Here is an 8,666-nt window from a genome sequence, read left to right on the forward strand (position 1 = left end):
GCGACGGCCGATGGCGGACGTGGCGGTCAATCGCCGCTGCGTCAGGCCAGTCGGCTTCGACCGCGACGATGGTGAAGCCGTGCTTCTCGATAAGCCTGCGGGTGATCGCCGCACGAGCCCGGTAGAAATCGACGTACCGTGGCTCGCTTCACCAAGCAGGACGACGCGCCGGTCGCCAAACCGGTCGAACAATTCGCCGAACGCCGGATCGTCGAAGCCCGGCAGCGGTTCGGCCGCCGCCGCGACACGCAGCGCTCTTTGGACGATGACCGGGAGTGTTGAGAGCGGACCGGTGATATGCCAAGGCGAATGCGACTGACGCTTTGCATAGCGGGTTCATCGCGTCTACCAGAAGTAGATTTCGAGCCAGGGCTAAGGGTTGGATGCGTTCGCGCGTCGACCGACGTGATTGGGGTTGCTAGGAGCTTGTCGGACTCGGTGAAAAGTGCGCAACAATCGAGCGCGTTCCGCTGAGTCTTCGAATATTATTGCGAGTAACACATAGAAACTGCAACAGTTCTCAGTTTTGTTTCCTTCATCGATAAAGTGAGGGCGATGGCTAACCCGGTGTCACGTGTTTCATTCCTCTCTCCTATTACTGGGCGCTCTGGGCGATGCAAGTGCCATCAGACGTATACTCGCCTGATGGACAATCTCGTGGCTGGCTGTACGTCGGTACTTGGCGACGGACTGGTGCTGGTGGGGGTATGTACGCCGGCGCAGTTCTTCGTCGATGGGTGTTGATTTGTTGATTCATCAACGGGACAAAGGCGTCAACCGCGCTGTTGACGTCCGCGGTCGCGCATCCTGTGAGTGCGGCTGTCGATAAAGTTAGGGCGGTAACTAGCCCAGTCGCGGTGTGTCCCATTTTCCCCTCCTGGTTTAGTTCTAATCTCCCGTTCTCTTCGCGGTGAGCGTGCTTACGGCGAGTGCGCGGCGAACTCGTCGCGCCGTAGCTTATCGCGATGGTGGTGGCAAAGCTGCCGGCGGCGAAGATTAAAAAAATTGCCAGCGCCCCCCACAGTTGAGGACAATAAGCGGTTAATAATGATCCTGCATGACCCATTTGGGTAACAGCGAGAGGGGAATGCTGCCAAACCACGCCCCGCTTATGGTGACGGAACGGTTCAAGGTGCTGGAAGCACCTGACCAGCCGCAAACCTGCCCTGAGATCAGCGGCTGAGATTCGGGATCAGCAAATTCGCAGCTCTGAGCTCCTCGCCCATGCGGCTGCGCCAGCGCGTCATCGACGAGCGGTCGAACGGCAGGTCGTGGCGGAAGAACTCCTCGCCGCACAGATACTGGAAATACGGTTTCTCGCTCCAGCGTGCGCACAGCGCCTCGTCCGACAGGTTGAAGGTGTGCTTGAGGATGGCGAGCCCCGCCATCAGCCGGGTCGGCAGCGGCGGCATGCCGGGACCGTCCGAATAGACCGCACCGAAGCGCGCCCGGATGGTCCTCGGTAATGCGGCTCGATCGCCGCCCACGCCTCATCCGACAACCAGAACAGCGCCATGCGCCACCTCCCGTGATCCACACCATACGTGAATCAGGAAAGCTGCTCCGCCTCAAGCCTCTAAGCCTCTGATTGGGTTTGAGCCCCTAGTCTAGTTGACTGCGCAACGTTCCTCTGACCAACCTCTCGCCCGTTGCGCGGCGCTGCAGACCCTGCCCCCGCCGAGAAGTTGGTTGTTGTTCTGACGGATGTAATCATCAGCTTGTTTGTTGTACCGTGGCGCTGGGCGGTAAGTTTCGCGTGGCGGCGATGGTACGAAAGCGCCAGCCGCGCCGAGCCCTCCGACGAAGGCGTTCAAGAACGCGTCCACGTTGCCTGCCGTTTGTTGCTGCCTTTGTTGCCGTGAATACCTGGCGTCTGCTACAGATAAGTTGCGGATTCGGAGCCCGTTCTCGGTAAGGGAACCGTTTAGGGCGACTACTTGGCACAGGTCATAACCGGCTCTGTAGCAATCGTTCAGAGTGTTGGTGATCATGGAACGGGCGTTCTTCATTGTGTATTTGAGGCCTTTGTTGTGCCGCCAGAAACAATATGCCTCGCCGTCGCTATGCCGATACCCGCCTACGAACACTTTCGGGTACCGGATTCTGTCGTACTTGTTGGACATTGGCCCTCTGCAAGTGTCCCATACCACCGCGCCGATCGTCTTGGCTGCGACGGGTGTCGTGGCCGCGAGGGGGCTGATCATTAATGCGAGGATAGTAACTGCTAGTTTGCTGCGCATGGCCTGTTCCTCCTAGGTTTTCCCTCCTCCCTCTCTGCTCGCGGAGGAGGTCGGGTGAGTAAGTGACGCTACGAGACCAGGTCTAAAACCTTAGGCTCGGAGTGGACGCCTTGCATTCGATTGCCACCATCCGCCCCTCTTTTAGCCGAGAAGCAGGCACACGTTTCAAAACGGACCCGTCGAATTCCAACTCAGATTCCGAATGATGAGCTAATCCGTCACCAGATTTTGGCACAACAAAACACTTACCTTCTGGCCCGAAACCGCGCATGACCCAAACGGGTTATCGTGGTGGCCAGAACAAGGAAGTTTGGCCATCGCCCCAGCATTTCTCGACCAACATATGGCTTTATCATCAGCAAAGTTGGGCGAGTGCGAAGCTGTCGCACCTACGTCAAGCCCGCCGCTGGCGACGCCCATTTGTCTGGCGCTGGCAGCATGGAACCCGATGGGTTCCAGTGGGATTCTCACAGCAAAGCGAGACCTCAACTCTTACGGCAGAGATTGACCGACATCGTTCTCCAGGTTGACCTGGCATCGCCTCACGCATCCCTCATAGCTGCCGCCCTGATAGCCCGGGCATCGGCTGACGCAGTCGGCGCAATACGGCCAGTTCCAGCAGGACGGGGTGTCCTGCGTCACTTGAAGAGAGTATGAATCCGTTGAGGTCCTTGCAAATGAAGAAGAAGTGCACTGTGCGGCGCTGATCGAGCAGGGAGCGATGGGCTGTTCGGCGCATGCACCAGGAATTTCTGCAAACGAACGCGCCATATGCCCAAGGATGGCAGCGCTTGCTAAAATGAGGATCGTGCATCCTCTGGATAGTTTTCCCATTTTACTTCTCCCGGTAGGTAAACTGTTTTTATAGAAATCCGAAGTTTGTCGCATGCCCCAATTGGGTCAGACGAGCACTAGTCATACTGATTAGGTAGGCTCCCTCGGCCAGGGACGACTCGACTTTCCAGTTCGCTAATATAGGGTAGGATTTCTTCTCGGTAGCGGGATGGAGATGGGCGCAGCTTTCGACCTCGACGCAGTAGGCAATGCCATAGCCGAAGCAGCGGCCGATCCGGCACGCTGGGACTCAGCAATGGATGTAGCTGCCAAAGCAACGGGAAGCTTCGGAGCAATGCTCTTCGACATGAAGAGCCACCTGCCCGGCATACCGCGCAGTCGCGCAATGGGTCCGTCGATCGAGGCATATGTTGGGGATGGCTGGATTGATCGCGACGATCGGTACGACCTAGGTCCTCTCATGGTAAGGCGCGGGGTCGTCAGCGATCTTGACGCTCTGACACCTGAGGAGATTGCCAGGCGCCCATACTATCAAGAATTTCTAGCCCCTCACGGTTTGCGGTGGTTTGCAGGCGTGAAGGCTGCGGCGGGGGATGACCTGTGGTGCCTGTCCATCCAGCGGTCGATCCAACAAGGACCCTTTTCGCCATCCGAGATCCAGCTTCTCGCAGACTTCTCGAAACAGTTGGGTTCCGCGGTCGCGTTCGCGAGAATGCTGAGCTTCGCGCGTGCCGAAGGCGCGATGGGTGCATTCACCGCAAGCGGCACGCCTGCAGTGATGCTTGACCGGAACGCCGCCGTGATCCTGGTGAACGAGCCTGCAGAGAGACTGTTCGGTCGAGACCTTCGGGTGACAGGCCGCCATTTGGCTTGTGCCGACAGGAACGCCACGGATACCCTCAGGCGGGCATTGCACGGGCTGCTGCGGAATCCTAACCCGCCAGCAATGTCGAGTCCTATCCCGTTGCCTCGCCTCCAAGGCAGGCCACTGCTGGCTTACCCATTGCGTCTCCCGGGAATTACGTCGAATGCCTTCGCGTCCTGTCAGGTTGTCGTCGTCTTTATCGATCCGGACATCTATCCCCAACCGCCTGACGTTGCCCTGCGGACCTGCTTCGGGCTGACCCCCGCCGAGGCGAGACTGGCACGCCGGGTTTCATCGGGCGAGGAGTTGAAAACGGCCGCGGATCACTTGGGGATCTCCTACGAAACCGCTAGGAACCAGCTGAAGGTCACCTTCGCCAAAACCGACACCCATCGGCAGGCGGAATTGGTCGCGTTGCTCGCGAGAATGGCCAGCACCGCCCTACGCTGACGGCGCAGAACAACACTGGCGCGTTATCAAACGGTCTCTTACTTTAGAAGGCATGGCCAGAGCCTGTGCAGCCGCATGACGCAGCTGACGACTTTCGCGGCCTTGTCCGAGAGGCGGCTAAAGCGCGACGCGCTTTAGGTTTTTGTTTTTATGCATGTCGTTGTCGCAAACCCCGCTGCACACTTTTGCGCGACATGCATTAAAGCCCGAACGGATAAGTGTCGGGAACGCCCGCTCCCATATGCTCCGGCCCAAGCGGCGTCACCGCGACGGTTTCGTCAAACCAGACGAAGGCGTCAAACTGCTGGGAAAGAGAGGCAGCCGCGTAATGGCTGCGCAGTTCGGTTTCCGGCCGATAAATCACGCCGATGAAGCGCTCCAGCCGACGCTCCAGAAGCCGATCGCGAAGATCGTCGTCGCGCTTGATGTCGAGCAGGAAACGCGAGACGCCGCAATCATGGCAAAGCCGCTCGTAGCTATCGCTATGCGAGGGCCGCACCCGCTTGATTTCCATCTCGCTGTCCCAGTCGGAGGCCGCGGCCACTGTCCCGGAATGCGTACTGAGCCCGATCAAGGCCGCCTCGTCGCCGAAACGCTGGCGGCAGAGCTGGCCGAGATTCACTTCGTCCCTGACAATCCCCATTTCGGTATAGCGTGCATCTCCGATGTGGGAGTTATGCGCCCACACGACCGCCTTGGCGTTCGGCCCGCGGGCTTCCAGCAGATGCTCGAGTGTCTCGAACATATGGGTGTCGCGCAGGTTCCAGGACTGCGCGCCGCCATAGTACATGATCCGATAGTAGCGTTCCGCGGAAGCGATCAGCCGGGCATTCTGGGTGGCATCTAGAAAATCAACGCCGTCCTGCTGCGCATAGTCGAGCTGCTTGGCAAGCAGTTCGCGGCATTGTTCAAGCACGGCCTGCTCGCATTTCTCGTAACCCGATGTGAGCGCGACGCGGCCGTAGGTGGATGGTTCGTGTTGCCAAGGCGTCAGGCAGCCATAGCGCTCACGCGCGATCTTTGCTGCCTGCGGATCGACCCGATCGAGATATTGCAGAACCGCGCCGATCGATCCGCTCATATTGTAGATGTCGAGGCCATAGAAGCCCGCCAGCCGGGACGATATCCTGATCCGCTCATTGTGTTGTCGCATCCAGTCGACAAACGCGGCAACGTCGGTGTTGCGCCACATCCAGGTGGGAAACCGCTGGAACGGCGGATCGGCGTCAGCCCGCGACGGCCGATGGCGGACGTGGCGGTCAATCGCCGCTGCGTCAGGCCAGTCGGCTTCGACCGCGACGATGGTGAAGCCGTGCTTCTCGATAAGCCTGCGGGTGATCGCCGCACGAGCCCGGTAGAACTCCGACGTACCGTGGCTCGCTTCACCAAGCAGGACGACGCGCGGGTCGCCAAACCGGTCGAACAATTCGCCGAACGCCGGATCGTCGAAATCCGGTAGCGGTTCGGCCGCTGCCGCGATCATCTCTGGCAGGCTGCGCGTGCGTGCGGGTCCGGACCGACGATCCGCGGTACGGCTGCCGCTCTCGGGCCAGCCCTGCTCGCCGATGAGCGGGACAAACCGCACGCCGCCGAAATCCTCCTCGCTGTAAGTTGCAGCGCCAGTTCGGGTGACCTTGAGAAGGCGCTGATCATGTGGTTCGTCGCCGACCGGGATGACGAGCCTGCCGCCGACGTCGAGCTGTTCCTGAAGGGCAAGCGGCGCACCGGGTCCGCCGGCGGCGACCAGAATGGCGTCGAAGGGCGCTGCGTCGGGCCAGCCTTTGGTGCCATCGCCGGTGCGGACTTCGATATTGTCATAGCCAAGCTCTTCGAACCGCTGTCTCGCCGTTTCGGCCAACCCGGCGTGGCGTTCGATCGTGTAGACGCGTTCGACGATCCGGCTGATCACGGCAGCCGCGTACCCTGAGCCGGTGCCAACCTCCAGGACATGGTCGCCCGGTCCGATCTCTGCCATCTCGATCATCAAGGCGACGATGTAGGGCTGCGATATCGTCTGACCTTCGGCGATCGGCAGCGGCCCATCCTCGTAGGCGAATTCTTCAAAGCCGGGCGCGACGAAAGCCTCGCGTGGAACCTCACGCATCGCTTCCAGCACCTCGCGGTCATGGATGCCACGGCGGCTGAGCTGGACTTCGACCATTCGGTCGCGTGCATCGGGAAGATCGAGCATCTTTTGCTCCTCTTTCGAGCCCCAATCGTGCCTAACGGCTCCCCGGCGACAATCCCTCGATCGGCGTGCACTCTGCTCGGCAGCGCTTGATCTCATTTCGGCGGCTCGTCTCCTTAACCGTTGGCGAGCTTCCAGGTTCCTGCAAAAGAGCGATTGGCAGGCGCGGATGGCGGCTCCAGCCGAACTTATTTCCGTGAAAATCCTTTCTCCGAGGCGATCTCACTCCAGATATCGACGGGCGAACGCATCTGGAGACTTTTCCATGAATGACGAGGCTCAGAGAGCTGCGACCACAACAGGCCTTTATCAGGTCGATCTCATGGACCGTTATTGGCGGGCCGCGAACTATATTTCGGTTGGCCAGATCTATCTGATGGACAATCCGCTGCTGCGCGAGCCCCTGAAAGCCGAGCACGTCAAGCCGCGGCTGCTCGGCCATTGGGGCACGACACCTGGCCTCAACTTCATCTACGTCCACCTGAACCGCGTTCTCCGGGAACGCGGTCTCGACGTTCTGTTTATCTGCGGCCCAGGTCATGGCGGCCCGGCGATGGTGGCGAACACGTGGCTTGAGGGCACCTACAGCGAGATCTATCCTGAGATCGGCCAGGGCGAAGACGGCCTGAGGAAACTCTTCCGGCAATTCTCCTTCCCCGGTGGAGTGCCGAGCCACGCTGCTCCGGAAACGCCCGGCTCGATCCATGAAGGCGGAGAACTGGGATATGCGCTGGTCCATGCCTTCGGCGCGGCCTTCGACAATCCTGATCTGGTGGTCGCCTGCGTCGTCGGCGACGGTGAAGCGGAGACCGGTCCGCTCGCGGCGGCATGGCACTCCAACAAGTTCCTCAATCCGGCATCCGACGGCGCCGTGCTGCCGATCCTGCATCTCAACGGCTACAAGATCGCCAACCCGACGATCCTTGCCCGCATGGATGACTTGGAATTGCGGGGCCTGTTCGCCGGCTATGGCTACGAACCACTTTTCGTCGAAGGACACGAGCCGATTCCCATGCATCGGTTGATGGCCACGAAGCTGGACACCGCGCTGGACAGAATCCGCTCCATCCAGAAGCGCGCCCGAGCGTCGGGCTGGCAGGGAGAGCGTCCGCTGTGGCCGATGATCGTGCTGCGCAGCCCGAAGGGGTGGACCGGACCGAAGGAGGTCGACGGCAAGAAGGTCGAGGATTTCTGGCGCTCGCATCAAGTTCCGGTGTCGAACGCGCGCGGCAACGAGGCGCACCGCAAGATCCTCGAAGACTGGATGCGGAGCTACGAGCCGGAAAAGCTGTTCGACAACAGCGGGCATCTGCTTCCAGAGTTGGCGGCGCTTGCGCCAACCGGGTCAAAGCGCATGGGCGCAACCCCCTACGCCAATGGCGGATTGCTGAAGCGCGACCTCGTGCTTCCCGATTGGAAAAGCCTGGCGCTCGACGTGCCGCGTCCGGGAGGTGCCACAGCCGAGGCGACGCGGGTTCTCGGAAGCTATCTCCGCGACGTCATACGCCTGAATGCGGAGGCCAGAAATTTCCGGCTGATGGGGCCGGATGAGACGTCCTCCAACCGCCTTGACGACGTCTTCGAGGTTACGGACCGGGTCTGGACGCAGCGGATCGAGCCCTACGACGTCCAGCTCTCCCGTGACGGCCGTGTCATGGAAGTGCTCAGCGAGCATCTCTGCCAGGGTTGGCTGGAGGGCTATCTGCTGACCGGCCGGCATGGCCTGTTTTCCTGTTACGAGGCGTTCATCCACATCGTCGATTCGATGGTCAACCAGCATGCGAAATGGCTGAAGACATCCCGCGAGCTTGCCTGGCGCAAGCCGATCGCTTCACTCAATTACCTGCTGACGTCTCATGTCTGGCGGCAGGATCACAACGGCTTCAGTCACCAGGATCCGGGCTTTGCCGATTTTGTCGCCAACAAGAAGGCCGATACCGTCAGGCTTTATTTCCCGCCGGATGCCAACACGCTGCTCTGGATCACCGACCATTGCCTGAGAACCTACAACCGCATCAACGTCATCACCGCCGGCAAGCAGCCGGCGCCGCAATGGCTGTCTGTCGAAGACGCAGAAACCCACTGCAGGGCGGGGGCGGGGATCTGGGAATGGGCCGGAACGGTTGCC

General features: G+C 60.3%; 3 protein-coding genes and 2 pseudogenes. 2 read left to right on the forward strand and 3 right to left on the reverse strand.

Annotated features, from left to right (window positions below):
• Window positions 1-246, reverse strand: a pseudogene (locus EOA86_RS12080) (erythromycin esterase family protein); the annotation flags it as partial.
• Window positions 247-1,214: 968 nt separating this feature from the next.
• Window positions 1,215-1,445, reverse strand: a pseudogene (locus tag EOA86_RS12085) (transposase); the annotation flags it as partial.
• A gap of 1,798 nt (window positions 1,446-3,243) precedes the next feature.
• Between EOA86_RS12085 and EOA86_RS12090 the strand changes: the two are divergent.
• Window positions 3,244-4,350: a helix-turn-helix transcriptional regulator gene (locus tag EOA86_RS12090; protein ID WP_128341841.1), complete on the forward strand. Its 1,107-nt coding sequence runs from the start codon at window positions 3,244-3,246 to the stop codon at window positions 4,348-4,350.
• 199 nt (window positions 4,351-4,549) lie between these two features.
• Here the strand turns inward: EOA86_RS12090 and EOA86_RS12095 are convergent, their stop codons facing one another.
• On the reverse strand, window positions 4,550-6,541 hold the full coding sequence (locus tag EOA86_RS12095) for a protein-L-isoaspartate(D-aspartate) O-methyltransferase (RefSeq protein ID WP_128341843.1): 1,992 nt from the start codon (window positions 6,539-6,541) through the stop codon (window positions 4,550-4,552).
• A 262-nt stretch (window positions 6,542-6,803) separates the two neighbouring features.
• Here EOA86_RS12095 and EOA86_RS12100 point away from each other — a divergent pair.
• On the forward strand, window positions 6,804-8,666 hold a 1,863-nt coding region (locus EOA86_RS12100; protein WP_164891697.1), incomplete at its 3' end, for a phosphoketolase family protein.

Origin of the sequence: Mesorhizobium sp. M5C.F.Ca.IN.020.32.2.1, from assembly GCF_004023105.1 — a bacterium.
In the GTDB taxonomy this organism is placed as follows: Bacteria; Pseudomonadota; Alphaproteobacteria; order Rhizobiales; family Rhizobiaceae; genus Mesorhizobium; species Mesorhizobium wenxiniae.